Annotated in this window: 24 protein-coding genes and 2 pseudogenes; 16 read left to right on the top strand and 10 right to left on the bottom strand. The window is 59.8% G+C overall.

The window, feature by feature from the left end; all coding sequences use genetic code 11:
* Positions 1–223 precede the first annotated feature (223 nt).
* From eglC to A6B35_RS27250, 5 genes are all read left to right on the top strand, one after another.
* Positions 224–1,615: an endo-1,3-1,4-beta-glycanase EglC gene (eglC, locus tag A6B35_RS27270; RefSeq protein WP_006204063.1), complete on the top strand. Its 1,392-nt coding sequence runs from the start codon at positions 224–226 to the stop codon at positions 1,613–1,615.
* A 311-nt stretch (positions 1,616–1,926) separates the two neighbouring features.
* Positions 1,927–3,168, top strand: coding sequence for an FAD-dependent oxidoreductase (locus A6B35_RS27265; RefSeq protein WP_006204064.1), 1,242 nt, complete (start codon positions 1,927–1,929; stop codon positions 3,166–3,168).
* A gap of 10 nt (positions 3,169–3,178) precedes the next feature.
* The gene (locus A6B35_RS27260; RefSeq protein ID WP_065518290.1) at positions 3,179–3,430 is read left to right on the top strand and encodes a sarcosine oxidase subunit delta; all 252 of its coding nucleotides are present in this window, start codon (positions 3,179–3,181) and stop codon (positions 3,428–3,430) included.
* Between the two features lies 1 nt (position 3,431).
* Complete coding sequence (locus A6B35_RS27255; RefSeq protein WP_006203665.1) at positions 3,432–6,326, top strand: FAD-dependent oxidoreductase; 2,895 nt, start codon at positions 3,432–3,434, stop codon at positions 6,324–6,326.
* A 169-nt stretch (positions 6,327–6,495) separates the two neighbouring features.
* A complete protein-coding gene (locus A6B35_RS27250; protein WP_040583156.1) occupies positions 6,496–6,990 on the top strand; it encodes a hypothetical protein in 495 nt (164 codons plus the stop codon).
* A gap of 144 nt (positions 6,991–7,134) precedes the next feature.
* Here A6B35_RS27250 and A6B35_RS27245 read toward each other — a convergent pair whose 3' ends face one another.
* Both A6B35_RS27245 and A6B35_RS34775 read right to left on the bottom strand, forming a co-directional pair.
* A complete protein-coding gene (locus A6B35_RS27245) occupies positions 7,135–8,970 on the bottom strand; it encodes a patatin-like phospholipase family protein (RefSeq protein ID WP_157999216.1) in 1,836 nt (611 codons plus the stop codon).
* A 313-nt stretch (positions 8,971–9,283) separates the two neighbouring features.
* Entirely contained in the window at positions 9,284–9,898 is a 615-nt protein-coding gene (locus A6B35_RS34775) for an MraY family glycosyltransferase (protein WP_244425967.1), read from the bottom strand.
* 415 nt (positions 9,899–10,313) lie between these two features.
* On the opposite strand from A6B35_RS34775, the gene A6B35_RS27235 reads away from it, so the two are divergent.
* Together A6B35_RS27235 and A6B35_RS27230 are read left to right on the top strand one after the other, a co-directional pair.
* Complete coding sequence (locus A6B35_RS27235; RefSeq protein WP_006203659.1) at positions 10,314–11,594, top strand: nucleotide sugar dehydrogenase; 1,281 nt, start codon at positions 10,314–10,316, stop codon at positions 11,592–11,594.
* A 37-nt stretch (positions 11,595–11,631) separates the two neighbouring features.
* Positions 11,632–12,645: an NAD-dependent epimerase gene (locus A6B35_RS27230; protein ID WP_006203658.1), complete on the top strand. Its 1,014-nt coding sequence runs from the start codon at positions 11,632–11,634 to the stop codon at positions 12,643–12,645.
* Positions 12,646–12,936: 291 nt separating this feature from the next.
* Here A6B35_RS27230 and A6B35_RS27225 read toward each other — a convergent pair whose 3' ends face one another.
* Positions 12,937–13,533, bottom strand: coding sequence for a helix-turn-helix domain-containing protein (locus tag A6B35_RS27225; RefSeq protein ID WP_006203657.1), 597 nt, complete (start codon positions 13,531–13,533; stop codon positions 12,937–12,939).
* Positions 13,534–13,702: 169 nt separating this feature from the next.
* On the opposite strand from A6B35_RS27225, the gene A6B35_RS27220 reads away from it, so the two are divergent.
* The 7 genes and pseudogenes from A6B35_RS27220 (at position 13,703) to A6B35_RS27195 (ending at position 18,761) form a co-directional block, all read left to right on the top strand.
* Complete coding sequence (locus A6B35_RS27220) at positions 13,703–14,194, top strand: fasciclin domain-containing protein (protein WP_040583175.1); 492 nt, start codon at positions 13,703–13,705, stop codon at positions 14,192–14,194.
* A 53-nt stretch (positions 14,195–14,247) separates the two neighbouring features.
* Positions 14,248–14,721 (top strand): TspO/MBR family protein, encoded by a 474-nt coding sequence (locus A6B35_RS27215; RefSeq protein WP_006203655.1) that lies wholly within the window; start codon positions 14,248–14,250, stop codon positions 14,719–14,721.
* Between the two features lie 16 nt (positions 14,722–14,737).
* Positions 14,738–15,214, top strand: a complete 477-nt coding sequence (locus A6B35_RS27210; RefSeq protein ID WP_006203653.1) for a hypothetical protein — start codon at positions 14,738–14,740, stop codon at positions 15,212–15,214.
* Entirely contained in the window at positions 15,201–15,710 is a 510-nt protein-coding gene (locus A6B35_RS27205; RefSeq protein ID WP_006203652.1) for a pyridoxamine 5'-phosphate oxidase family protein, read from the top strand. The genes A6B35_RS27210 and A6B35_RS27205 overlap by 14 nt, the downstream gene beginning before the upstream one ends.
* Before the next feature lie 83 nt (positions 15,711–15,793).
* Positions 15,794–17,034: pseudogene (locus tag A6B35_RS37575) on the top strand (cation:proton antiporter).
* 96 nt (positions 17,035–17,130) lie between these two features.
* Positions 17,131–17,259, top strand: a pseudogene (locus A6B35_RS36770) (endonuclease/exonuclease/phosphatase family protein); the annotation flags it as partial.
* Positions 17,260–17,360: 101 nt separating this feature from the next.
* Positions 17,361–18,761, top strand: a complete 1,401-nt coding sequence (locus tag A6B35_RS27195; protein WP_006203649.1) for a phospholipase D family protein — start codon at positions 17,361–17,363, stop codon at positions 18,759–18,761.
* A 158-nt stretch (positions 18,762–18,919) separates the two neighbouring features.
* On the opposite strand, the gene A6B35_RS35765 is transcribed toward A6B35_RS27195, so the two are convergent.
* Both A6B35_RS35765 and A6B35_RS27190 read right to left on the bottom strand, forming a co-directional pair.
* Positions 18,920–19,072: a hypothetical protein gene (locus A6B35_RS35765; RefSeq protein ID WP_006203648.1), complete on the bottom strand. Its 153-nt coding sequence runs from the start codon at positions 19,070–19,072 to the stop codon at positions 18,920–18,922.
* A 32-nt stretch (positions 19,073–19,104) separates the two neighbouring features.
* The gene (locus A6B35_RS27190) at positions 19,105–19,434 is read right to left on the bottom strand and encodes a low affinity iron permease family protein (RefSeq protein ID WP_006203646.1); all 330 of its coding nucleotides are present in this window, start codon (positions 19,432–19,434) and stop codon (positions 19,105–19,107) included.
* Between the two features lie 456 nt (positions 19,435–19,890).
* Between A6B35_RS27190 and A6B35_RS27185 the strand changes: the two genes are divergently transcribed.
* Both A6B35_RS27185 and A6B35_RS27180 read left to right on the top strand, forming a co-directional pair.
* Complete coding sequence (locus A6B35_RS27185) at positions 19,891–20,802, top strand: hypothetical protein (RefSeq protein WP_040583152.1); 912 nt, start codon at positions 19,891–19,893, stop codon at positions 20,800–20,802.
* A 252-nt stretch (positions 20,803–21,054) separates the two neighbouring features.
* Positions 21,055–22,212, top strand: coding sequence for an extracellular catalytic domain type 1 short-chain-length polyhydroxyalkanoate depolymerase (locus A6B35_RS27180; RefSeq protein WP_006203643.1), 1,158 nt, complete (start codon positions 21,055–21,057; stop codon positions 22,210–22,212).
* Positions 22,213–22,249: 37 nt separating this feature from the next.
* Here A6B35_RS27180 and A6B35_RS27175 read toward each other — a convergent pair whose 3' ends face one another.
* From A6B35_RS27175 to A6B35_RS27155, 5 genes are all read right to left on the bottom strand, one after another.
* Positions 22,250–22,540 carry a hypothetical protein gene (locus tag A6B35_RS27175; protein WP_006203642.1) on the bottom strand — a complete coding sequence of 97 codons (291 nt, stop codon included), beginning with the start codon at positions 22,538–22,540 and terminating at the stop codon, positions 22,250–22,252.
* 68 nt (positions 22,541–22,608) lie between these two features.
* Entirely contained in the window at positions 22,609–24,720 is a 2,112-nt protein-coding gene (katE, locus tag A6B35_RS27170) for a catalase (RefSeq protein ID WP_006203641.1), read from the bottom strand.
* Between the two features lie 90 nt (positions 24,721–24,810).
* Positions 24,811–25,413: a hypothetical protein gene (locus A6B35_RS27165; RefSeq protein WP_006203636.1), complete on the bottom strand. Its 603-nt coding sequence runs from the start codon at positions 25,411–25,413 to the stop codon at positions 24,811–24,813.
* A 24-nt stretch (positions 25,414–25,437) separates the two neighbouring features.
* A complete protein-coding gene (locus A6B35_RS27160; RefSeq protein ID WP_006203634.1) occupies positions 25,438–26,193 on the bottom strand; it encodes a DUF4142 domain-containing protein in 756 nt (251 codons plus the stop codon).
* A gap of 303 nt (positions 26,194–26,496) precedes the next feature.
* Positions 26,497–26,787, bottom strand: coding sequence for a DUF982 domain-containing protein (locus A6B35_RS27155; RefSeq protein WP_006203633.1), 291 nt, complete (start codon positions 26,785–26,787; stop codon positions 26,497–26,499).
* Positions 26,788–26,903: the final 116 nt, after the last annotated feature.

Raw genomic sequence — 26,903 nt, 5'->3', positions numbered from 1 at the left:
TGTCCATCCAAGCCGCAGTCGCGACGCACGGATTGCACCGACTCGTGACCAAAAAAAGTGCTGGCGGCGCAATCCTTATGCATTCAAGGCAATGAGGGCGGCCGGACAACCTGCGTGTTAAGTTCCTGGTAACTCTCCTAAGTCGACGACCAAATAAGGGGTTGGCTTCTCTTGCTTGCCATAGATGCTAGGGCCTGCATCGAAGCGAGACGAGGAGACCAGAATGGCCACCGTCCTGAACGCCAAGGGCGTCGCACTCCCCTACAGCGGGTCCTCGACAAAGTGGTACTCGGCGACGAATTCCGGCCCGGCACTTTATGGCAGCATCTACAACGACTCGATCTACGGCGACGCCAGCGTCAGCGTGACGATGTATGGCGGCAAGGGCGACGACATTTACTATCTGTATTCCACGAAGAACAAGGCGGTCGAACTGGCCAATGAGGGTGTCGACACCATCTCGACCTGGATGAGTTACAGGCTGCCAGCGAATTTCGAGAACCTGACGGTCACGGGCGACAAACACTATGCTTTCGGAAACGCGGCGAACAACATCATTACCGGCGGCTCCGGCCAACAGACACTCGACGGCTTGAAGGGCGATGACGTTCTCAAGGGTGGATCCGGGGCGGATACTTTCGTCGTGGCTCCCGGCAACGGTAGTGACCTGATCCTCGACTTTGGCGCCACGGATACTGTGCGCATCGGGAGCTACGGCTTCAACTCGTTCGAGCAGGTGCAGGCCAAGATGGTCCAGTCGGGAGCAAACGTCCGGCTTAACCTGTCCGACACCGAGTTTCTCGTCTTCGCCAACAAGACCGTCGACCAGTTCACTGCAAGCCAGTTCGATCTGGCCCTCGACAGGTCGCATCTGGAACTCACCTTCGCGGACGAGTTCAACACGCTGAGCCTGTGGAACGGCTCGAGCGGCACCTGGGACTCGAACTTCTGGTGGGGAGGCGCGAACGGCAGCTCGCTCACGGGCAACAATGAGCTTCAATGGTATATCGATACCAGCTACGCACCGACGAGTACCGTCAACCCGTTCAGCATCAATAACGGTGTTCTCACGATTACCGCTGCCCGGGCTCCCGAGGCGATCAAGCCTTACATAAACAACTATCAATACACCTCAGGCTTGCTGACGACCTACGAATCCTTCGCACAGACCTACGGCTATTTCGAAATTCGGGCCGACATGCCCGAAAAGCAAGGCGTATGGCCGGCCTTCTGGCTTCTGCCGGAGGACGGCTCCTGGCCACCGGAACTGGATGTCATCGAGATGACCGGTCAGGATCCAAACAAGCTCCTTTTGACAAGCCACTCGAACGAGACGGGAAGTCAAACGACAGTGGCCTCGACGGCCTTTGCCGCGAATACCGAAGGGTTCCACACATACGGGGTGCTGTGGACGGAAGACGAACTCGTCTGGTATTTCGACGACGTCGAAGTTGCCCGTGCGGCAACGCCTGCCGACATGCACGACCCGATGTACATGCTGGTCGATCTGGCGGTTGGCGGCATCGCGGGAACGCCCGCCGACGGGCTCGCGACGCCAGCGGAAATGAAGATCGACTATATCCATGCCTACGCGCTGAGCGATTGGTTTGTCTAGAGCGGTTCAGCTATTGATAGGATCGTCGACCCGCTCTAACTCTTTGTTTTTACGCAATTCCGGACGGAAAACCTCTGCGCATTTTGCCTGAATTGCTCTAAAGCGCGTTGCATCCAAGCGGATTTATGCGAGGGTCAATGGCGGGACCAGGGTCCCGGAAGCGCCTTGAGGGGAGGCTGCGCATGGAGACCCCATTCAGAGTTTCCATGCATTACGAAAACGAGGTCACTGGGTAAAGAACGATTTCTTGCGCCAAGCCGGCCTGGCGGGTTTTCTAAGGCTCGATCCCAGCCTCTGAACCGCAGGAAACCATGCCTTTCTCCTTGCTGAAGTACGGTCTGCTCGCCAGGCACGCTTCCTTTCGCGATATCCCTCTGACGCCCGAGCTGAAGCGATCCTACGACGTGGTGATCATCGGCGGCGGCGGTCACGGTCTTGCGGCGGCTTACTACCTGTCCAACGTGCATGGCATTCGCAACATCGCCGTGCTGGAAAAGGGCTATCTCGCAGGCGGCAATACGGCGCGCAACACCACCACGATCCGCTCGAACTACATGACCGAGGAATCGATCCGCTTCTACAAGGAAGGCGTCGAACTCTTCGAGACGATGTCGCGGGATCTCGGCTTCAACGTCATGTTCTCGCAGCGCGGGCAGCTGACGCTGGCGCATTCCGAGGCGACGCTGCGCAGTTTCCATCTGCGTGCCGAGATGGGCAAGCATGTGGGCACCCGCATCGAAGTGGTCGATGTCCAGACGGTGAAGGAGCTCTGCCCGCATCTGAACCTCGATCTCGGCGGCCAGCACGAAGTGATGGGCGGGCTCTGGCATGCCGACGGCGGCACTGCCCGCCATGATGCCGTGGCATGGGGTTATGCCAAGCATGCCAGCGAGCGTGGCGTGGAGATCCACCAGCGCACCGAGGTGACCGGCTTCGTGCGCGCGGGCGACCGGGTCACCCACGTCAAGACCAACCGCGGCACGATTGCCGCCGGGCAGGTGCTGCAGGCCGTGGGCGGGCTCAATGGCCAGGTCGCCGCCATGGCGGGCATCAAGCTGCCGATACGCTGCTTCCCGCTTCAGGCAATGGTGACGCAGCCGTTGAAGCCATTCCTGGACATACTCATCTCGTCCGCGAACCTGCACACCTACCTGGTGCAATCGTCGCGTGGCGAGGTCGTCATCGGCGGCGGCTCCGATCCCTACCAGCTGGCGTCGACCCGCTCGACACTGGACCAGAAGGAACATCTTGCCGAAGGCGCGCTGCACCTCTTCCCCTTCCTGCACAAGGTCAAGCTTTTGCGGCAATGGGCGGGGATCACCGACATGACGCCGGATTACAGCCCGATCATGGGCGCTTCACCGCTGCAAAACTACTGGCTCGACTGCGGATGGGGAACCTGGGGCTTCAAGGCGACGCCCGTGGCCGGCAAGCGCATGGCCGAGACCATCGCCAGCGGGCGCGTGCCCGATGTCCTGAAACCATTCGACCTGCGCCGGTTCGACAGCTTTGCGTTGCTGAACGAAATGGGCGCCACGGCCGCCAGCCATTGACGAGGCTTCGATGAAACTTCTGACCTGCCCGGTGAATGGGCCTCGCAACATCACCGAATTTCAGTATCTCGGGCCGGTCCGCGCGGCCAGCGCCGAACAGCCCGAGCAACTGATCGAGTCCCTGTTCTACGCCGAGAACCCGCTCGGCGTGACGCGCGAATGGTGGCGGCACACCCCGTCCAACACCGTGTTCGTCGCCGAACGCCACACCGTCAGCGACCAGATTGTTGCCACCTATCTTCCCAGCCGAAAGCCCGCCTGACATGACCGAACGGTTGCCGCTTCCCTGGGGATCGCGTCTCGATCGCGCCCGCAAGATCCGATTTGAATTCGACGGCCGTCCTCTCGAAGGTTTCGCCGGCGACTGCATTGCCTCCGCCATGGCTGGAACCGGCCGCTGGATCCTGTCGCGCTCATTCAAATACCACCGTCCGCGCGGAATTCTGACCATGGCCGGCCAGGATGCCAACACGTTGGTACAGCTGCCGGATGAGCCGAATGTCCGTGCCGATCTGCGCCCGATTGCCGAAGGGTTGAAGGTCACTGCCCAGAACGTCAGTGGAACGGCCGAGCACGACCGTGGCGCGGTGCTCGACAGGCTGGGGCGCTTCATGCCCGTCGGATTCTACTATCGCAGCTTCTTTCGCCCCGGCGCGAAGAGCTGGTTGAAATTCTGGGAGCCTATGATCCGTAAGTCGGCCGGCCTCGGCAAGGTCGATCCGGCCGCCGGTCACGGCCACTACATCAAGGAAAACCTGCACACCGACGTGCTGGTCGTGGGCGCGGGCCCGGCCGGCCTGTCGGCCGCCATCAAGGCAGCCGAGGCGGGGGCACAGGTGCTGCTGGTCGATCTGAACCCGGAACTCGGTGGCGCGCTGACCTATGCGCGTTTCGGGCTCGAGACGGCAGAGGCGGAGGCGACCCTGAAGACGCTGCGCGAAGCGGCCGGAAAGCTGGGCAATCTGCGGGTGCTGACCGGTGCGACATGCAATGGCTGGTTTGCCGACAACTGGCTTCCGGTGCTGCAGGGCGAGATGCTCTATCGAGTTCGCGCCAAGCAGGTCGTGGTGGCCGCGGGTTCGCATGAACAGCCATTGGTGTTTCGCAACAACGACCTGCCGGGCATCCTTTTGTCGTCCGCGGCGCAGAGACTGATGCGCCATTATGCGATTAGTCCTGGCCAGCGCGCCGTCGTCTTTGCCGGCAACCGGGATGGATATCTCACTGCACTCGACCTTCTCGACGCGGGCGTATCGCTGTTCGCCGTTCTCGATCCTGCCGCCGATGCGTCCGGCAAGATCCTCGCGAAGCGCCTCATCGAGCGCGGCATTCGTATCATCTCGAACGCCACCGTCACGGAAGCATTGGGGACCGGAGGCAATCGCCATATCCGAGCCATCCGCTTCAGCACACCCGAGCATGGCGCGGAACAGCTGGACTGCGATCACCTGGTGGTCGCGGCTGGCTACACGCCATGTTACCAGCTCCCCTTGCATGCCGGGGCAAAGCTGGGATTTGACGAGGCCAGTCGGCAATTCGTGCTAAGCAATCTGCCGGAAGCGTTCCACGTTGCCGGATCGGCGGCGGGATACTTCGACCTGAAATCGGTGCTGCGCAGCGGCGAGGTCGCGGGCGCGGCCGCGGCACAGGGCGCCGGTCATGCCTGCGTCCACCCGGACATCATCCCGGATGCCAGCGCGCCGGAGATGAATTATCTGCAAGACCTGTCCCCCCATCCCAAAGGGCGGGATTTCGTGGATTTCGACGAGGATCTGCAGATCAAGGATATCAAGAATGCCGTCAGCGACGGTTATCGCGAGCTTGAGCTGGTGAAGCGCTATTCGACCGTCGGCATGGGGCCGTCGCAAGGGCGGCATTCCGCGCTGGCAACGGCCCGGATCGTTGCTCGAGAGACCGGGCGCAAGGTCGGCGAGGTGGGGATCACCACCTCGCGTCCGCCTTTCGGCCCTGAAAAGCTTGGCCTGCTCGCAGGCCCGAACCATGTGCCCTACCGCCATACCGCCATGCATGCCGAACATGTCGCCGGCGGAGCGAAACTGGCATCTGTCGGGGCATGGTGGCGGCCGCTGCACTACGCCGGAAATCGCGACGTCAAGAAAGCGATCAGCGACGAGGTCACGCTTGTGCGCAATCAGGTCGGCATGCTGGATGTCTCGACCTTGGGGAAGTTGGCGATCCGTGGTCCGGATGCTGGCGCGTTTCTCGACCGGATCTATACGATGGCTCATGCCAGGCAGCCGGTGGGGCGCGTCCGCTACTGCCTGATGCTGAACGACATGGGATCCGTCATCGATGACGGGGTAGCCTTCCGCGTGTCCGAGACCGAATTCTACGTGACCGCCACCACCGGCGCCGTCGCTCGCGTCTTCACCGATATGCTGTTCCTGAACACGCAATGGGGCATGCAGGTCGATATCCAGAACGTCACCGCCGCCTTCGCCGCGATCAATGTCACCGGCCCCGCGGCCCGCAAGGTCCTCGAGGCGCTGGGAGGCGACATCGATCTCTCACCGGACGGCTTCCCCTTTCTCCATGGCCGCAGCGGAGTGATCGGCTCGTGCCCGGCTCGCATCATGCGCATCGGGTTTACCGGCGAGCTGAGCTACGAGCTTCACGTGCCGCAATCCTTCGGAACTGCACTCTGGCGAAAGCTGCTGGAGGCAGGGGCACCCTACGGTCTGCAGCCCTATGGGCTGGAAGCCTCGCGTATCCTGCGCCTGGAAAAGGGGCATATCATCATTGGGCAGGATACCGATGCACTCTCGGCGCCGGATGAGCTGAGCATGGGTTGGGCGCTGTCCAAGACCAAGGCCCGATATGTGGGGAAGTCTGCCGTAGAAGCGCGTAGCAAGCTGGGCCTGAAGCGCAAGCTGTGCGGCTTCGAACTGCCCGAGGGGCACGGCATCCGGTTGGCGGAGTCCTGCCTCGTGCTGCGGGACGGACGGCCGGTGGGCTTTGTCACATCGACCTGCTTCTCGCCAACCCTGAACAAATGGATCGGGCTCGCCTATGCCGACCCGCGTGATGCGACGCCGGGATCCAGTCTCCGCATACGCGGCCTGTGTGGCAAGGAACTGGAGGCCAGAGTGGTGCCTACTCCATTCTATGATCCCGAGAACCAACGGCAGGAGATGTAGGATGCTTCCGCGCCACCATCCTGGAGTCTCAGTCGAGATTGACCCGAGCTTACGCCACAGCGCCTTGGCGCAACGCCTTGCGCGGAGAGATGCGCTCCCCGGAGCGCATGAGAACGTCGTTTTCGACTGTACCCAGACGGAGCGTTTTGGGCTGCGCGGGCCAGGTACGATGGACTGGCTCGGTGAAGCAGGTCTATCCGCGCCCGTGGCGGTGAATACGGCGCTTACCCTGCCTTGCGGCACGTCGGTGTTGCGGCTGGGCCAACAGGACGTGCTGCTGACGGCGCCTCCCGGTGGCAGCGGCGCGCGGTTGCGCGAGTTGCGCAAGGCCTGGCACGACAGTGAGATTCCGTCCAAGGGATACGAAGCCTATCGCGACGAGGGCTGGGCGTGGTTCGTGATATCGGGTCCAGCAGCGCCCGCGTTGATGCGGCGGATCTCGATGGCCGACCTGAGGCCGGAAAGCCTGAAACCCGCTCATCTCGCCCAGACCCGCGCTCTGCATCTGGATGCGGTTGTGGCCCGTTTCGACCGTTTCGGCGCGGTGTCCTACGACATTTTCTTCGACATCGCGTCGGCGGGGTTCGCGCTGGATGTCCTGACCGAGACCGCGGCGGGAATGGATGCCGGCTTTCAAGTGGCCGCTCTTCATCCCGCCGAATAGTTCGGCTCTCGCCTGGTCCTTGCCCGTAGGAGCCGGAGTGCACCGTCGTCGCCGCGCCTATACCGCGGCAACCAGTTGCACCTCCACGGGCGCATTGCCCGGCTTTTTTTGATGTTCGGGCTGCCGGTATCGCGCTGTGATGCGCTAAGTATGTGGGTTACCGAGCACCGCCCGGAGCCCTGAGTCGTTCTGGCGGAGACGTTCCTCGATCCATTGCGCCGTGCGGTCGTAGACGTCCGAAAACAACTCGGAATGCCGACTCCAATCCATGAAGCCGATCGTGCTCGAAACCTGCGGACAGACCAAGACATCCTCGTCGCCGACGGCGATGTCCTGCGGCCCGTGTGCCAGCATACTCGCGGCAATAATCTGAAGCATGCTCGGAATCTGCGGCAAGTGGGCACGGCCGAAAGGGTTCAGCAGGGCGACCGCCAGTTCCGATCTTCCGGGGATGCGGTCATAGTCGATGTGGTATTTTTGCGGTCCACTGGACCCAAAGCTCACGATGACATTGGGGCCGGTCTTGAGTTCCCTCATCTGTTCCAGCGGCAAATTGTTCATGATGGCGCCGTCCACCAGCATATCGCCGTCAGCCGTAAAGAACGGTGGCAGGACACCCGGGAGCGAGCCGGATGCCCGAACGGCTTGCCAGAGTTTTCCACGACGGTGGACATGGGGCTGACGGCTGCTCAGATTGGTCGAAAGCGCAAAGAACGGAAGCCAAAGATCTTCGATCAGAACGTCGCCGTATTCCTCCCTAAGGGCTCGATCGAAGGCTTTGTGATCCAGAAGCGCGAAACGCGGCAAGGTGGGGCGCCGAAACGCCCGACTCTTGACAAATATGTTGTGCGTGCCGCGGTCGATCTGCTCCGCGTCCAACCCTCTTGCGAAGCCGGCCATCATCGCCGCTCCGGAACTCGTCCCGCCGAGATAGTCGAAGCGCCCGCCCGCCTCGACGAAGGCCTTGTAGACGCCCAGATGGGCGCTGCCCAGGGACCCACCCCCCGCCGCCACGAAGCCACGTGCCTTGCAGGAAATAAATCGGACCAGGCGCTGGATATCAGCCCCGTCCTCCAGCGCAACATGATGATGCTGGCCGACATGGGGACGCTCATCGAGCCACGCAGAGGTGCCGGAGACCGCAGCCGAGCGATTGTCGTGAATTAGGACAAGCCGACCGGTCGATGGTGGATGGACCGATAGCGCCAATTCCTCGGACGTGTTCAAGCGAGGCGAGGAGGACGCGTTCGCCAGCAACAGGACGGTATCGGCCTGGCGAATGCAGACTCGTGTCCATTCATTAGGTTCTTCATCGGCGACGTAGACAACGAATTCAGCTTGCGCCTCCAGTTCGTTCAACCAGTTAAGGACCGGCTGGTCGTCGATCGGACGACCTGCGAACTTCGCGTGGACGTCAAGCCGGGAAACGAACTGAGCGCGCGTGACCGCGCCGAACTCTTGCTGTAGGTGCGCCATGAAAACCGGTGAGATGCGACTTCCGCCGGCTGCAATGATGGCAAGCGTTCGGATCTTGGCAGGTTTCTGGAGACGTGACAGAATCGGGGATTGCGTGGCGAACCGGCGCGCCAGGGATATTGTGACCGCCTCTCTCAGGTTCGGCAAAGCCTCGGTCGCCTTCTCGAAATGATTACGACTGATTTCAAGGACGATCGAATCGCGCGCTGCAAGGACAGTGGCCGTACGGGGCAGCCCTGCAAAGAAACCAATTTCGCCGACTAGTTCGCCCTGTGCGATCTCGGCGACCGAGCCAATCGGGTCTTCTTTGTGTACCGTAAAGCGGCCGGACAGCACGACGAAGAACCTGTCCGATGGATCGCCTTCGCGAACCAGGACCTCACCGCGCCTCAGGACCCGACGGTCGGATTCGGCAGCCAAAGTCTCGAGCGCCAGCAACGACGCCCGATCGAACATCAATGTCGCCGACAATAATCTCGCGGCGAGAGAATCGGCGGAGGACATTTGAGCCATCCCAGGGACGCATTCGCTCCGGTAATTGTTGTACCGCTTGTGTTTGCAGCGCCGCAAGGCGCGATCCGAGCCGAACCGCAACGTTGCCGGCTGGAGCCCGTCTATGGATCAAAATTCTGATGTGCCGACCTTATGCCAAGCATTGGTTCACTGTGGTGTCTGCGAGGCGCTCGATCCGCGGCAACAGGTGGGATTCGCCAGGCCATCTCGAAGCGCGCCGTCGCTGCGGACGTTCAAGCGAAGGGCGAGCTATACCAGAAGTGCTGGGGTGCGGTGGCCTAAGGACTATCATACCCATTTGGATCTATGAAGTTTGCCAAGCAGTGAATGCCAAGCCTATTGCGAGCGCCACTACCCCGTAGAGAGCCGGCAGAATCTTACCGCTTACGCCGACCCGCAGCAAAGTGTGGCCGAGGTGGTCCGTGCCGCCAATCCAAGGCCGTCGTCCCTGTCGCAGGCGGCGGACAATAACGAATATTGCGTCGATCAGCGGGACAGCAAGCCACGCCAACGAGGAGCCGAAACCTCGTTCAGAAGCGTGAAGCACGACTGCCGCGCCGAGCAGAAGGCTGCCGCTATCGCCCATGAAGACACGTGCGGGCGGATAGTTGAAGCAAAGGAATCCGATGCACGCACCGGCGCAGGCCAGCCCGGCATCACCGCCAAGGCCGAGAGAGGCGGCTGCGATCGTGCTCGCGGCAAGACCGTCGGCATGATCAAGCATGTTGACCGCATTGCAGGCGATCCAAATGACGATCGGCACCCACCAAAGACCTGTTATGAGGCCGGCAAGTATCGCCGCGGCGGCCAACGCTGCTGCCTTGGGGCCGGCGGAAAGGGATCGGACATCATCAAGCGCGCCGATAAGGCAGAAAAGAGCCAGCAGGAGGATATGGCCAACCGGAAGCCATGGGGACATCGCGATCAGTAGGGCGGGCCCTGCAAGCCGAGGGACTTCGCCCGATGTGTGCCATCGGTCGCTCTTGACCTTGGAGACAGCGCCGATGCGCCTCGCAAGGCGAGCGAACAGCCAGACGCAAGGAACGGCGATGAGCAGGGGCCCGACGAACGGGACCAACAAGCCAGGCGTCAAGCCATCACTCGTTCGGTACGTGCTTCAGGCCACTTGCCTCTTGTAAATTCCTGGTCCCTGAAACCCAATCCTGTAGGATGTTATCCACAGCATCGATCGGCATGAGTAGGTAATGCATCAGCATTGGTGGTGGATGTCTTTTTGAGTGGACACTTGCGCGTTTGCAACGGCGCATCGTTGAATTAACCCACCGCCTGCCATACAAGCGCCTCGATTCTTAAGCGACCTGAGGAAATCCAGGATGTCCGAACGCATTGCCGTAATCGGTCTGGGCTATGTCGGCCTTCCGGTAGCCGTCGCGTTTGGAAAGATTTTCCCAGGAACGATCGCCTTCGATATCAGCGAGCGTCGGATCAGCGAGCTGCGCGACGGCGTCGATCGGACCGGAGAGGTTGACACCACGTCGCTCAAGGAATCGTCGATCGTGCTTACGACCGACCGGGAAATGTTGAAAGGCGCGACTTTCTTCGTTGTTGCCGTGCCTACCCCTATCGACATTAACCGCGCCCCCGATCTTGCTCCCCTGAAGCTGGCATCCGAACTCGTCGGGGAAGTGGTAGGCAAAGGCGCAGTCGTCGTCTTCGAATCGACGGTTTATCCAGGTGTGACCGAGGATTTTTGTGGGCCGATCATCGAGCAGATTTCGGGTCTGCGGCACCCTCACGACTTCGCGCTTGGCTATTCGCCTGAACGAGCCAACCCCGGCGATCGTGAACACTCGCTGCAACGAATCGTCAAAGTCGTCTCTGGCGAGAATGCCGAGGCGCTGGAGCGCGTGGCGGGCGTCTACAGCCGGATCATCGATGCCGGCATCTACAGAGCCCCATCGATCAAGGTGGCCGAGGCGGCGAAAGTAATCGAAAATACGCAGCGCGATCTCAACATCGCGCTGATGAATGAACTGGCAATGATCTTCGAGCGGCTTGATATTCGCACGCAGGATGTCCTTGATGCCGCGTCGACGAAATGGAACTTTCTTCCGTTCAAGCCGGGCTTCGTTGGTGGTCACTGCATCAGTGTCGATCCGTACTATCTGACCGCCAAGGCCGAGGCCGAGGGCTACCATCCGCAGATCATCCTCGCCGGACGCCGCATCAATGACGGTATGGGCGCCTTCGTTGCTCAACAGGTCGTCAAACAGCTGATCCGTTCGGATATGCCGGTCAAAGGGGCTTCCGTCGGCATTCTCGGACTGACCTTCAAGGAGGACGTTCCGGATTTGCGCAACAGTCGCGTATTCGACATGGTCAGGGAGCTGAGGCAGTTCGGAATTGTCCCCAAAGTCCACGATCCTCTTGCCGATGCCGACACCGCTCGACGCGACTATGGTGAAACAATCCTGCCACTCGACGAGATAAACGATTTGCAGGCGCTTGTTCTGGCGGTTCCTCACAAGCAATATCTATCCAGTGAGAAATCCCGTATTTTTCAGATGATCAGGCCAGGTGGAACACTGTTCGACGTCAAGTCGGCCATCAAGCCGAATGGAGTTCCTGCAGAGATTAAATATTGGAGCCTGTGAGCTCGGTCCGATTACAACCTAGGAGTAGACATTGACATTGACCAGGCCGATCCTGATCACCGGCGCAGCTGGCTTCATAGGGTTTCATCTCTGCCAGAGGCTCCTCGCTGATGGCCGGCAGGTTGTCGGCCTCGATTCCATGAATGAATACTACGATATCAATCTGAAGCGAGCCCGGCTCGCCCGGTTGAAAGAATTTCCGAATTTTCGTTTCGATCAAATCGACCTCACTGACCGAGATCGCATTTCCGCGCTTCTCCTCTCGGCCAATCCGGAGATCGTGGTCAATCTGGCTGCCCAGGCCGGCGTTCGCCATTCGCTGACCAATCCGCACGCCTATGCGGAAAGCAATCTCACCGGCTTCCTCAACATCCTGGAGGGATGCCGGCATGCCTCGGTCGGCCATCTGGTCTATGCGTCCTCCAGCTCGATCTATGGCGGCAGCACACGGATGCCGTTCTCCGTTCACGATTCAGCTGATCATCCGCTCAGCCTTTATGCCGCAAGCAAGAAGGCCAACGAGTTGATGGCGCATACCTACAGCCATCTTTTCGGACTGCCGACGACAGGATTGCGCTTCTTCACCGTCTACGGTCCGTGGGGGCGGCCAGACATGGCCCTGTTCATCTTCACCAGAGCCATCCTCGCCGGCGAGCCGATCGACGTCTTCAACTATGGCAACATGCAGCGAGATTTCACCTATATCGACGACATCGTTGAGGGCATTGACCGCGTGATGCAGCAGCCCGCAACAGCCAATCCGCAATGGAAAAGTGCGGCCCCCGATCCAGCCACAAGCAGCGCCCCTTTCAGGATCCATAACATCGGCGGGAATTCGCCCGTTCAGTTGAACCGACTGATCGAGGTGCTGGAAGACGCACTCGGGCGAAAGGCAAACCGCAACCTCATGCCGCTCCAGCCGGGTGACGTTCCGGCAACCTTCGCCGATGTCAGCTCACTTGAAGAGGCGACCGGCTTCAAGCCGAAGATTCCGGTCGAGATCGGGGTTCCGCGTTTCGTGGAATGGTATCGGGAATTCTATCGAGTATGATCCGATTCCCTTGGTCTTTGGCAATCGCCAAGGACAATGACCGGCTTCTTACCTTGCCCCATTCCTTGAAGAGAACGGCAAACCCTTGGGGCAGTCGTGGTGGTAGGGGAGGACCGTGGCAATCACAGCGGCCTCCCCAGTTTGGGGGCTGTGGAGATGGTAGCGGGACATGAACCCGAAACTAACCTTCTCCATTTTTTGCGGGTCTCAGCGTGTATTAGCGATGTGGCGCGGCTCTTGCCGCGTCGCACTTCCCATCCGCAGTCGATATCATAATCGGACGGTAGACAGTTAGGCAGGCGATGTGCCGAAAAGACCGCTTCGTGCCACCACCACCAGTCCGATGCATGGGCCACGACCCTCGGACTTATAACTGTGCTCATGGCCTGAGTCGAAATATATAGAGTCGCCTGAGCCTAGCTCGAATTCGGCATTCCCCAGCCGAAGAAGGAGCTGCCCCCGCATCACATAGACCAGTTCCGGCCCAGGATGATTGTGTGGAGTCGATACGTGGTGGAATTCGGCGATATAAGCATCCATCGGCCGGTCGGTCGCCGGATAATCAAGGCTCTCAAAGAAATAGGCGGGCGACTCACGCCCCGGGTCATCCGGTAGACGCAGCCTATCCTGCTTGCGGGTGATAAATGCCAGCGGCCTCGCCTGCTCGGAGAAAAAGTGATCGAGCCCGACGCCAAATACCATGGCAATTCGCACGAGCGTCGGCAGCGGTGGGACTAGCAGTCCTCTCTCGATTTTGGACAACAGTCCTGCCGACAGACCGCTATGTCTGCCGAGTTCAACTAGTCCGATGCCCTTGGCGAGGCGCAACGCTCTGATCTTGGCGCCAATTTCGTATTGTCGCAGGTGTTCGCCGACTGCGTCGGACATCGATTGCGCCTCCATTTTTTACCGACATGCACACTATCTTGAGTCGTTTTTCTTGTCAGTAAAAAGTAATTTCTTATGACGAAAATGTGATTTGTATGAAAAAGTGTTTGCATCACATGAAAGGTGGGCCAAGGGCCTATAGTCCGATTTTGGAGGAACGCAAATGAAACTGGAAATTATGAATCTGGTCGCCGCAGCCGCACTGGCAGTGGGCTTGGCTGCCGGAACGGCTCATGCGGCTGATAAGGACATCGTTGATACGGCAGTTGCCGCCGGCGATTTCAAGACTCTCGCCGCGGCGCTGACTGCCGCAGGGCTTGACGATACGCTGAAGGGCCCCGGTCCGTTCACGGTCTTCGCTCCCACCGATGCGGCCTTCTCCGCGCTGCCAGCCGGCACCGTGGAGAAACTGCTAAAGCCCGAGAACAAGGATCAGCTTACCGCAGTGCTGACCTATCACGTGGTTCCGAGGAAGGTGATGGCGACCGACGTCGTGAAGCTGTCCGAAGCCAAGACCGTTAATGGCGCCTCGTTGAAGATCTCTACCACCGGCGAAAAGGTTATGATTAACGACACCGCCACCGTGGCCAAGGCTGACATCTCAGCTTCTAACGGGGTGATCCATGTGATCGACACTGTCCTTCTGCCGCCTACAAAGTAACACGGCGAGGCGGCCGCAACCTTTTTGCGGCCGCCTATCCCTGGAGCATGCGTATGAACACTCTTCCAGCAACCGTCATTGCGATCGTTCCAGTCGCCCTAGCCGCGATCCTTGGAAACCTCGCGACTATGCCGAAGATTGGCACCTGGTACGCTGGGCTAGCTAAGCCTTGGTTCAACCCGCCCAACGCGGTATTCGGGCCAGTCTGGTCGCTGCTCTACGCGATGATGGCCTATTCCTTCTTCCGCATCCTCACTCCAACCCCCGGCCCGTGGACCGCTACGGCGATCACTCTGTTTCTATTGCAGATCATATTGAATGCGGGCTGGTCCTTTGCCTTTTTCGCAGGCGAGAGCCCGAAGGGGGGACTGCTGGTAATCGTCGCTCTCTGGTGCGGGATCGTGCTCACCGCTTTCGCCTTCTGGCAGATTGACCGCCCGGCGAGCCTGCTTCTCTGGCCCTACCTAGCCTGGGTCAGTTTCGCAACGGTTCTGAACCGCGCAATCGCCACGCTCAATCCGGAATAGCAAGGCCGGTTGCGAGATGGGCAAGCGGCCCCCCATCATCCAGGTTAACGACCGCATGCAGCGGGGCTATCGCTACGAGCTGGTCGCTCGGACAGGCCGCGATTTCGATCCGGAGTTCAGGCCGGAACTGACCCCGAAAGAGATGTTGCGGCTCGGCGTGTTCGGCGGCAAGTACATGAGCGACACTAAAAATGAATTCCCGGCTGACTGGTTTGAGGGCGCGAAGCTCGCCTGTGGCAAGAGCGATCCCGCGCTCAACTATTTCGGCGTGAATGCCAGCCAGCCGCTTTCGGTATGGCGCGCTAAAGGCTGGCTACATCCGGACGATCCGCGCGGCTGGTTCCAATCGTATTGTCGCTACTATCTCGGTCGACGTATGCCGGAAGAAGACCTTCGGCAAATCGGGCGCTGGAAAGCAGTTGGAACGTCGGAACCCCACGCGAGTTGTACAAGCGCAATTCACTCGCTGGAGGAACCTTATGGCCAAGCGTAAAGAGCAAAGGACAGATCTTACATCAGCCGAGGCCACAGACCGTATCTGGGAGCTCGCCACAAATATCGACATCTGCATGTTTGTGACGTGGGACGGCGAATACAATCGCGCTCGGCCGCTCTCTGCGCGCGTAGACCGTGACGAAGGTGCGATCTATTTCCTCGTCAATGATGACAGCGCTAAGAACGAGCAAATTGCGAAATATCCCAAAGTGACATTGGCCTGGAGCGACAGCAGCCACTACAAATATGTCACGATCTCTGGTCCGGCTACGGTCACAAATGACAGAGAAAAAATTGCAGAACTCTGGGAGAAGACTGACAAGGCTTGGTGGAAGGACGCCAACGATCCGGAAATCCGTCTAATAACAGTCACCCCAGACGAAGGCGAATTGTGGGACAGCCCGGGGCTGATAGTCGCGACCGCAAAGATGGTGTTCGCTGCTGTCACCGGAGCCAAGCCTGATGTGGGTGACAACGCCAAGGTCGACCTTTGAAAAACCAACGGATGTCTGCAAGTTTCCGACGGTCAAAAGGTCTTGAGGGTCTTTCGAGCATGCGTTCAACGGCCTAAACCCACATGCCTTCCTATGCCCTCCTCTTGGCAGTTTTTGGAGCAATCGTGCTCCTTACAGCCTGGCTACCCATGCTTCTTAGGAAGCTTCCGCTTTCGTTGCCAATGATTTGCATCGGGATCGGGGTTCTTTTGGTTTGGTCACCATTCTCTCCGCTCGTAGGGGTGAATCCGCTTGAGAACCGGATACTAACCGAGCGTCTCACAGAGTTCGTTGTCATCGTCGCCCTCATGGGGGCTGGCCTGAAGCTGGACCGGCCAATGAGTTGGCGGGGTTGGGAGTCTTCTTGGCGCCTTCTCAGCATCGCCATGCCTCTGACGATCGCAGGAATTGCATTTCTCGGCTGGTCAATTCTCGGACTTGGCATTGGCGCCGCACTTTTGCTTGGCGCTGTTCTCGCACCAACTGACCCTGTTCTGGCAAGTGACATACAGGTGGTCCACCTCAATCCGGCAAGGAGGACGAGGTGCGTTTTGCCCTTACCTCCGAGGCCGGCCTCAATGATGGAGCGGCCTTTCCGTTTGTCTATCTGGCCATCGCAATTGCCCTGTCAGGCGCGTCCGGCGAGCCTTTCTTCACACACTGGCTCGTCGTCGATGTTCTCTGGAAGGTTGCCGCAGGCGTCGGCATTGGATGGCTGGGCGGAAAAGTCATGGGCTACCTAACGTTTCGCCTGCCGAAACGGTCGGGGTTGTCAGAGACGAGAGACGGTTTTGTTGCGCTCGGTATCACCTGCCTTGCATACGGCTCGACCGAGATCATTCACGGCTATGGCTTCCTTGCAGTGTTCGTCGCGGCCGTGGCGCTACGGTCTGTCGAGCGGCAGCACGAGTACCACGAGAACTTGCACGCCTTCGCTGAGCAGATTGAGCGGTTGCTGATGATGGTCCTGCTGGTTTGCTTTGGGGCAGCCATCGCGGAAGGGTCGATTTTTGGCGCCTTGAGCTGGCAAGTGATCGTCACTACTGCCCTAGTGCTGTTCGTGGTGCGACCGCTCTCAGGGTGGATTGGGCTAATTGGATTTCCGGCGTCATCACAGGAGAAAGCCGCGATTGCTTTTTTTGGAATCCGCGGCCTCGGATCGTTTTACTACCTCGCATTTGCACTCGGGCAGGCTGAATTTGAGGGTGCGACAATCCTTTGGGTGACTGTCTGCTTCGCTGTTCTGAGTTCAATTGTTATGCACGGCGTAATGGTGACTCCGGTAATGCGACAGCTGGATCGCGGTCGGCCACCCCGCTCATGACTGAGGATGCCCCATGCTCGTCCCAGGGCTGTAATTCGCCGACCGGCGCTCCGCTATAATCTTCACCATCGATGAGCCACCATCGACCGTGGCTCTCCCTTGCTTGCGCTGGATCGAATTCTCGCCAGACCGCCCCATCTGATCTCCAGCCTAGAAGTGCACTGTACACCACTATCTCGGATCGCATCGGATCATCTGCCGATCAAGGCACGCTTGAACCTACAGGGGATTTATACAGCTGCATATGCAACCGGATTACCCCTGAAAGGTTCTTGCTATGAATTTGAGCAAGGCCGGCTTCGATCACCGCCAAAGGTAGTCAATTTATGGACGTATCCGTTTCGCGAATTGCGGACGACCACATCAAAGCAGGGAAGAGCGGCTTGCTGCTCGTTGCGGACAATTATGACGCCTTCGCCGTGCGCGTCCTGGCGACAAGAAGTTCGGTTCGAACCCTCGACCTCATGTACTACCTTTGGCACGATGATCACACGGGCCGCTTGCTTCTGCAGGAAGTTATTCGGGCCGCTGAGCGCGGCGTGCGGGTCCGTATGCTCCTTGACGACGTCAATCCGCGCAAAAGCGATTCAGCATATCGAGCGCTGAGCAATCATCCAAACATCGAATTGAAGCTCTTCAATCCGAGCGGCATCAGGCAACGCAGCATTTTTCGCGGAGTGGAAGTTCTGTTGCGACTTTTTGCGTTGACCCGGAGGATGCACAACAAGGCTTGGATCGCTGACGACAACATCGCCATCGTCGGCGGGCGGAACGTTGGCGATGCCTATTTCGACGCAGCGGAAACCAATTTCCGCGACCTCGATGTGCTGCTCCTCGGTCCTGCCGTGCAGCAAACCGCCGAAATATTTGAGGCATTCTGGGCTTGCGAGGACGCAAAACCAATTGAATCACTTGGTTCCGTCGCTGATAACGACCATTCCGATTTGTTTGCAGGAAGCGATCTCGAGACCGAGTCAAAGCTTTTGAACGGGATCGGTGACAGAGGGTCTATCGCCGAGTTCATAGCGGCCAGCAACGACGTGCACTGGGTAGAGCGAGTTCGGGTGATTTCCGATCCTCCAGAGAAGGTGCGCGGTTGGAGACGTCGCAGCTGGCTTATGAAAGAGTTGCGTCCCATCATCCAATCGGCGCGAACCCGTCTGGAAATTGCATCGCCCTATTTCATCCCAGGCAAAAGGGGGTCCGCGATCCTGTTAGACCTCGTCAGCAACGGGGTTGAAGTTTCGGTTTTGACCAATTCCTTGGCCGCTACAGACGTCGCCGCGGTGCATGGCGCTTATGCAAACTATCGCAAGCGATTGCTGAGGAATGGCGTCAGACTTTTCGAGCTCCAGCCATTCCGTCGCCAGCCGGTAATCTCGGTGTTCGGCTCGAAGGGTGCCAGTCTGCATACAAAGGCTTTCACCGTTGACGATTCGACCGGTTTCGTAGGCTCGTTCAATTTTGATCCAAGGTCAGTGTCTTTGAACTCGGAAATGGGAGTGCTCTTTGAGGATGAGCAATTGGTCGGCGAATTGCGGCAGTTTTTTCAAACAGAGATATCACCCGAAGCCAGCTATCGGCTGGAACTAAAAAATAATGTTTTGCACTGGCATGGATGCGACGAGGGCAAGGTTCAGGACTATACGCATGAACCAGAAGCTGGAATATTTCGCCGGGCTCTAGCGGCCTTGGTCCGCCACCTTCCTGTCGAGTCGCAGCTTTAGCCGCGACCACATGTGGCGAAGCGTTCTCTCTTCGCGTCGCAGACGCGTCTCCCGGTTCAGCATTCCATTCGAGCAAGCGACCGAGAGAAGTGTCCCGCTCAAGGCGAAGGCAGCCAGCCGGTCGAACCAAATTACCCCAACGGAAGCTGACGGGTGGCTCAGCGGTGCTTCTTCGAGGATTTGTCTTCTGCTTCGTCAAGAAGGTCGAGCGCGGCATTGCGGGCAGCTCTGCTCTCCCCGCGCAGCTGTTCGCCCGTCACGGCGCATTCGATGCGGACAAGGCGCGCATCGATCGATTCGGCGGAGGACAACCGGCATACGTCGCACCTCCCCGCTAGACCCCCTAGCCTGCCTTCGCCTCGGCCTCAATTTCAGCGAGCTTCTCGTCGATTTCGTGCGGTTGGCCGTGTTCCAGGCCAACGACGTCGTTCCTTGTCTCATCAAGCGCAACAATGATCTCGTCGAGCTTGGCGTGGATGGCCGAGGTGTCGCGATAGCCTTGGATCAGAACCACGCCGGTTATGATGATAGCAGCGACCGACAAGGCATAGGTGACGACGTTGGTCAGCCCGAACGGTACAAGCAAGGTGCAAAGGACCATGGCCGCCAGAACGAAATAAAACCCGGGAGGGCGTGCGAGAAAATCAGCGATGAGAAACAGGAATCGGTTCACAGCGAACCTCGCTGCTGGCGCCTGAAATCATCCAGTTTCCCCTGAACCGGATCGGCAGGCTCTGACGTGGACGTCTCTGGCCGCTGCAGTCTGCCTAGCCTCGACCGCGGACAATTCTCGTAGCCGTGATCGCGGGCTCCGCAGCAGAAACAGCACATGGTTGGATCGTTTAGTAGCATCCACTGAAATGCACGGTTTGAATTCTGGTTGCAGCGACTTCCACAAATCTGCTGCCGCCCTACACGTTGCGTTCGCTACGGCACGAACCTCACTGGTCAGGGCCCCTGGAGGCGGTGCTCGAAGCCAACGGAACAGAACACCTCCAGCCACATTGTTAGTCAGTCACTACTAACACACAGGAGATTTTCTATGGGACGCGGTATCTTGCTCTGGCTGCTCGGTATTCCAATTCCGATCATCATTCTCATCATGCTGTTTGCGCGGTAGGGGGCTGACATGCAGGCAACACATTTGACTGCCGAGGACTCTGCACCAACAGAATCCTCATCTTCAGCAGTGAGCTGGGAGCCAATCATTGCGGGTGCGTTCGCGGCTTCGACGCTTACATTCATTCTGATGTTGCTGGGCTCCGGGCTTGGTCTCAGCATGGTCTCGCCGTGGTCCGGCGCCGGTGCGTCGGCCACGACATTTGCGGTGTCTACCGCCGTCTGGCTGGTGGTCGTGCAATGGCTTTCATCCGGCGTGGGAGGATATCTCACCGGTCGACTCCGCACCAAATGGGTGGGGGTTCACACCGATGAAACTTACTTCCGCGACACGGCCCACGGTTTCCTAGCCTGGGCGCTCGCCACTCTTCTTGTCGCGGGCGTTCTCGGTTCGGCGCTTTCAGCAGCCTTGAGTTCTGGAGTGCAGGCAGTATCGACCGTTGCCGCAGGGGCCGCGACCGGGGCTTCGGCCGGTGCCGCGACCAAGGGCGGTGGAGCATTCGACAGCACGTCCTACTACGTTGATGCCCTGTTTCGCCCTGCCGACCTGACCAAGCTTGCGGCGGCCAATCCCGAGAGCGATGCGGCGGCAACGGCGCAGGCTTCGCGCATCCTGCTCGCCAGTGCGGCGAACGGCGGCGAAGTCACGGCTGACGACAGTGCCTATCTGACGCAACTTGTGGCCGCGCGCACCGGGCTTTCAGAAGCCGATGCCAAGGTACGTGTCGATACCATGATCGCCAAAGTGAAGGATACAAAGATCAAGGCAAAGCAGGCGGCCGACACAGCCAGGAAGGCTACCGCTACCTTCGCGCTGGTCGGGGCGTTGTCGATGGTGATTGGCGCTTTCATCTCGAGCGTTGCCGCACTACTTGGAGGCAGGCAGCGCGACGATGAGGAAGCCATCTTTCGCGCCGGCTGACGTTCGCAGGACCTCGGTCGACGCCGAAGGTTAGTTGTTGCGTAGCTCCCTGCTTGGGCGAAGCCAGAAAGCCCGTTCCTCATTCCACAGGACGGGCTTTTTGCTTTCCGGAAATCGAGCGGGATTCGGCTCGCCTGGTTTGTGGTCGCGCCTCCCCGTTTCAATTTTTGTGCAGTGCAGCAACGATACTGTGGCAATCGCGTTGCACCTGCTGCCGTCCAATTTCGGACGTCACAACCAAGGACGCTCCTTTTGCGAAAAATCTCCGACACGATCGCGCGGCTTGCTGCGCTGAGAGCACAACGCTTCACTGAAACCATCGAGCACGGCGCGCCAGACCATCTCCTTCCTCTAGCGGGTTTCGGCTCAAATCCGGGGGCTTTGAAGTCAAAATACTATTGTCCGAAAAACCTGCCGAAAGGCGCGCCTCTTGTTGTCGTGCTGCACGGCTGCACCCAGAACGCGAATGCTTACAACGATCACTCAGGCTGGTCGCAACTCGCCGATGAGCTTGGTTTCGCGTTGATGTTCCCCGAGCAACAACGCCCCAACAATGCTAACCTTTGCTTCAACTGGTTCGTGCCTGGGGATATCCGGCGCGACAGCGGCGAGGCGTGTTCCATCCGTCAGATGGTTGAGGCGGCGGTCGTCGCACAGGGTCTTGATCGCAAGCGTATTTTCATCACCGGTCTTTCCGCAGGTGGTGCCATGGCAACAGTGATGCTGGCGGCTTACCCGGAGGTGTTCGCCGGCGGGGCGATCATTGCAGGGCTTGCCTACGGCAGCGCCTCGACCATTCCCGAAGCCTTCGACCGTATGCGGGGCCACGGTGGCCCATCCAAAGCCGATCTCCAGCGGCTCTTGAACGAGGCCTCTCCACACAACGGTCCTTGGCCGAGAATTTCGGTCTGGCAGGGTTCAGCCGACAACACAGTTGTGCCCTCGAATGCCGACGCGATCCTCTCGCAATGGCAAGGGGTGCATGGCGTCGGCAAGGCCCCGACACGCACGGAAGAGGTCGATGGTCAAGCACGGCAGGTCTGGTGCGACACCAGTGGCCGGGACCTGATCGAGAAATATACGGTCGCCGGCATGGGCCATGGCACGCCACTCCAGACGTCCGGCGACGATGGCTTGGGCAGGGCAGGGCCATTCATGCTGGATGTCGGGATTTCCTCGACGCGCCATATCGCCCGCTTCTGGGGCCTTGCGAAGCCAGGCATACGGCGCGAGGCGAAAGCCGACCCCGCGTCACGCGACGCGTTGGAGGCTTACAGACCGACGGACAAACCACGAGCGGTCCATGTCGATCCCACTCCGGAACCGCAGCCCCTCCATGCGCGTGGCTCGGCCGCCGGCATCACCAAGATCATCGAGGATGCCCTGCGAACGGCAGGGCTGATGCGCTAGCGTCGTCGCCGTCGAACGGCAGCGACGACCCACGCGATCATTCCCTGTGTGGAGGCACTGGTAAGCGGGCAGGTTCTTGGTCGTCCACGCTGTTTTCGTTCACCCGCAGAGCCTTGCCCTCTACCTTGTGCGGTTTGAGTAGGTCGCCGGAGCGCTGGTCCGGCGACGCCGGCAAAGCGGAAGGGTCGCGGTCTTCGACGCTGTTTTCGTTGACCCGCAAGGCCTTGCCCCTGACCCTCCGCCGGTTCGTATTTTCTGCAGGCTGCTGCAGCGGTTGGCGTCCTTGCTTTTGCACCGTGTCATCGTTCATTTCGAACTCTTTCGTCATTGCGTGCTCCCACTCCGGACGACGGGCGCACATGCGTGCGGTTCCGCCGCCGAAGGTTGCCGCGCTGGCTATGACATCTTCACCTTGGGCTCGCGTGCCCATAGGCGCAGCGCACCGAGCACGTTCAGGAAACTGGCAACATCCTTGGGCCCGGAGAGTGCAACGCATCCGTCGTCGAGAGTGTCGGCAATGCCTGCCTTTTCCAGCAAGGGCATTGCGGCCTCGACATAGCCGATGAACTTGCAGTGCGCGAAGGCGTCGGCGACGAAATCGCGCGCCGTCGCTTCCTTGGTCAGGTCGGCGATTGCCGCCTGGGACGGCAGCAACGCCACTGCATCGTAAAGGACGGAGGGGCCTCCTCCGATCATCTGTTGCGCCTCGATCAGGCTGCCGTCGCTCGCCTTTGCCCCGCCAACCTTCGGGGCGATGATTTCGAAACTGGCGCCGGCCTTCGCCAACGCCCCCGTCAGCGCCTTGAGCAGCGCCGCATCGGTGCCGTCGGTAATGAGGATCCCGAGCTTGCGTCCCTCGAAACGATCGGGACCGTTTGCCAGGATGCTGAGTGAGGGCGCTGCGGCAAGATCCTGCCGCGTTGCAGTGGTAGCATCGGCAGGTTTCGGCATCGCCTTCAGCCCCAGCCCGTCGCCGACCCTGTTTGCCAAGCCTTCATCGATGTTGAGGAGGTGAGACACCATCCGCTCGCGGATGGCCGCTGTCTTCACCTTGCTGAGTTCGAAGGTCAGCGCGGCCGCGATGTGGCCTTGCTCCGGCGGCGTCTGGCTGATGTAGAACTGCCGCGCCTGGCTGTAATGATCGGCGAAACTCTCGGCGCGGATGCGTTGTTTCGGCCCCTCTTCGGTTTCCGCAAACGAGCGGAAGCCACGCTGCGGCGATTCCCTTGGGCCGTCGCCGAACGAATTCGGCTGGTAGTTCACCCTGCCCACCGGATTGCGCATCGCCATATGGCCGTCCTGCTGGAAGTGGTGGAACGGGCACTTAGGAGCGTTGATCGAGATATGGGTGAAGTTCGGACCGCCCAATCGCTTCAATTGCGTGTCGAGGTAGGAAAAATTCCGCCCTTGCAGCAGTGGGTCGTTGGAGAAATCGATGCCGGGCGGAACATTCTGGGTCATGAACGCGACCTGTTCGGTCTCGGCGAAGAAATTGTCGGGCATGCGGTCGAGCACCAGGCGGCCGACCGGGATCGGCGCCAGGAGTTCTTCCGGAATCAGTTTGGTGGCGTCGAGCACGTCGAAATCGAAGCTGTCGGCAAAGTCCTGATCGAACAATTGCAGTTGCAGCTCCCACTCCGGAAAGTTGCCGGCCTGGATCGAGTCCCAAAGATCGCGTCGATGGAAGTCCGGATCGGCACCGTTGATCTTCACCGCTTCGTTCCACGCCACCGATTGAAGCCCAAGCTTCGGCTTCCAGTGGAACTTGACGAAGGTGGATTCGTCCTTGGCATTGACCATCCGGAAGGTGTGGACGCCGAAACCCTCCATGAAGCGGAAGGAGCGCGGGATTGCCCGGTCGGACATCACCCACATGATCATGTGCATGGACTCGGGCGTCAGCGAAATGAAATCCCAGAAATTGTCATGCGCCGATTGCGCCTGCGGGAAGGCACGATCGGGCTCTTCCTTGACGGAATGGACTAGATCGGGAAACTTGATCGCGTCCTGGATGAAGAACACTGGGATGTTGTTGCCGACGATGTCCCAGTTGCCTTCCTGTGTGTAGAGCTTGACCGCGAACCCCCGCACGTCGCGCGCCAGATCGACCGAACCTTTGCTGCCGGCGACCGTCGAAAACCGCACGAAGGCCGGCGTCTTCTCGCCGGCGCGCTGGAAGATGTCGGCGCGAGTGTATTTGGCGAGCGACTCGTAGGTCTCGAAATAGCCATGCGCGCCGTAGCCGCGTGCATGCACGACGCGCTCGGGGATCCGCTCATGGTCGAAGTGGAAAATCTTCTCGCGGAAATGAAAGTCTTCAAGGACCGTCGGCCCGCGCGAACCGATCTTCAGAGAGTTCTGATCATCCGAGACTGGCCCGCCTTGGGCTGTTGTGAGCGGTGGAACGGAGCCATGCGCAATTTGGTGCAACTCGCCCCCTTCGCCTCGAACCAGTTTCTGATCGTGGATGACAGCTTGATCGCTGACGCGGCTTGAAGACTTGGCCATGAGTTGTTCCTTGGAGCCGTTGGGAAATGCGTGGTTTTGGTGGCCAGGACGCCACGAAGCCCCGCCGCCTTGCGGCGACGGGGCTCGCGATCAAAGGCGACTGGCGTTGCGGGCTCTGTCGCGCTCGACCTCACCTGGGGTGTAGGTGTCGGCATCGGCGTCGAATCCGGTCCAGCCGCCGGCTTCGTAGGCACTGCGACGGTCTTGCAGGTTGACCGACGTGGTCTGCCCGAGGATCCGCTCGGCATCGCCGGCGAGCGCTTCGTCGACCTTGGCCGTCACCAAGGTCCCGCCGCGGCGCACGCCCTCCGCATAGACATGGGCATCCTGTTCCGGGACGCCGGAATCCGTAAGGGCTCCGACAATCCCGCCGGCAGCCCCGCCCACGACCGCGCCGCCCAGGGCGCCGACGGCTGTGGCGGCCAGCCATCCGGCGGCCACAACCGGACCGACGCCCGGAATGGCCATGATGCCGAGCCCGGTCAGCAGTCCACCGGCACCGCCGATGACCGCACCCACGCCGGCGCCGTCAGCTGCATCTTCCGCGGCCTTGGAGTTGTCGTCGTCGTACCAATCGGTCGAATTGCTGGCGACGATGCTGATAGCGGAACGCGGGACGCCGCTGGCCTCCAATTCGCCGACTGCATTGGAAGCGTCATCGTAATTGTCGAATAATCCGGTTACGGTTTTCATGTTTTTGATCTCCTCGATCTCTGTTCAGTTGGTGCCGGCAACGACGTTGCCCTTGTAGTCCAGCGCCACGCTGGTGTTCTTGCCGTCCTTGTTCGCCTGGCCGCGCCAGATGCCTTCATCGTCCTTGGCCAGCTTCGACACATCCGAGAAACCGGCATCCTGGATTCGGCTCTTGGCCTGGTCCTCGGTGAAGCTGTTTGCGCCGGAGAGCGGAGGGGTCGCATCGGGTGTGTCACCGACCGTGGTCGTCGGCGTCTCGGAACTCGTCGCTGACGGCTGGGTGCCCATGGTCGTCGCGATCTTCTCGATCATTTCCTGGTGCATCTTGAGCGTCGGGACGGTCTCCTGGGCGAACGTCTTCAGCTGCGCGTTGTCACCGTCCTTGGCGTAGCTTTCGAACAACTTGACCGCATCGGAATGCGCATCGCGCTGCATCTGCACATAGGATCCGTCGACCGGGTCCTTGCTATTTTGAAGGGTGTCAAGATCGGTCTTGTGCTTGGCATCCAGCTCCGTGGGCAGCTTCAGCTTCTGCTCGCCGGCGATCGTCTCGAGCTTGGCGTTGGCCGCGCCATGATCGTCGATCATCTTCTGAGCGAAATCCTTGACGCCCTTATCCTGGGCTTTGTCTTCGGCGATCTTGCTCGAATCCACTTCGAACATGCCCCCGACGGCGGCCTTGTCGACAAAGTCTTGCGCACTGTCGGCGGCGAAGGCGGGCAGTGCAAAGGTCATGGCTGTAGCCGTGGCCAGGGAGGCCACAAGTAGGCGGGTTTTCATGGAGAGGATCCTTGTTGGGCACACATTTGTGCTGTGAGCCTAACAAGCACCTGAGGGCTTTGTTCCCGCAGCCGAGCTAATAAATCCAAGCAGGGCCGCCGGTGATCTCCCTTGGAAAGTGCTGTGCTTGGGCAGGCGCTGCTCGCGCTTGGCCCGCGCTCCGATAGAGGGGGGGCGGGCTTTCGCGTTAAATCTGATGTCGAATAGTCATCTGCGGATGCCGCACTTAGCTCCGTCACAGGCTGGTAGGCTAGGGCCGGCCTGCGATCCCCTCCATGACGCGTGGATGCCGGATATGATCGGTCACTGCTTGATCGATGCCGCCATGATGTCGAAAATGCCAAGAGCTGCGCTAGGACTTGTGGTCTGGAGTAGCCGCTGCTGCCCGGCTGCAGTGACGAACGCGGCGAAGGCGACGGTAGGTCTGCACTCACCGTTTTTCGCGGCTTTTACGAGTCGAAGTGCTTCCCTATAGGCGTGCGCTTCAGGATTTCTCCACTGGCCCTCGAGGGCAAGTTCCACGTCCGTTAGGCACCCGACGATCATGCTTTTTCCATCGGCGAATTTGACCTTCAGCGGCAGGAATTCACTCATTCTGATGCCTCGTGTTTGCGCCGACGAACGGCAGTTTTCATAGAGGCTCGTAACGCGAAAACTCAAAACTGGTTGCAGATGGCCGGCAGGACTTTTAGCGACCGCTAACGGAACGG

It is taken from the genome of Mesorhizobium amorphae CCNWGS0123, from assembly GCF_001686985.1.
Classification (GTDB): domain Bacteria; phylum Pseudomonadota; class Alphaproteobacteria; order Rhizobiales; family Rhizobiaceae; genus Mesorhizobium; species Mesorhizobium amorphae.
This window is presented reverse-complemented; position numbering and strand designations above follow the sequence as displayed.